Raw genomic sequence first — 313 nt, forward strand, 5'->3', positions numbered from 1 at the left:
AAAGTGAGGTTGTCGAACGTTACTGTATTCTGATTGCGAATATTGTTTGTCTTTTGTGTTTCTTGGTTGTCGGAATTTTAGTAGGAAGATGGATTTATACAGGTATCTGGGATGGTTGGGGCTTGCATATTTTGTATGATACGGTGATTGAGATACAACCTAAACATCCTTATGGCGCAGTCGTTTTTGGATTAGGTGGTTTTGGTTTAATTAGTGCTGGAATTTATGGCAGTTTTCGATTGATGTATACAGCGACAACATGGTTAGATCAACGTCCAAAAATTTTCAAAAGAATCTTTCCTAAAAAATAGAG

Annotated in this window: 1 protein-coding gene; it reads left to right on the forward strand. The window is 36.4% G+C overall.

What is annotated here, in order from left to right; all coding sequences use genetic code 11:
* Positions 1 to 311 (forward strand): hypothetical protein (locus tag H4O21_RS25135; protein ID WP_220495916.1); only part of this gene is annotated, 311 nt, incomplete at its 5' end.
* Between the last annotated feature and the right edge of the window lie 2 nt (positions 312 to 313).

The organism is Oceanospirillum sediminis, from assembly GCF_014164585.1.
In the GTDB taxonomy this organism is placed as follows: Bacteria; Pseudomonadota; Gammaproteobacteria; order Pseudomonadales; family Halomonadaceae; genus Oceanospirillum; species Oceanospirillum sediminis.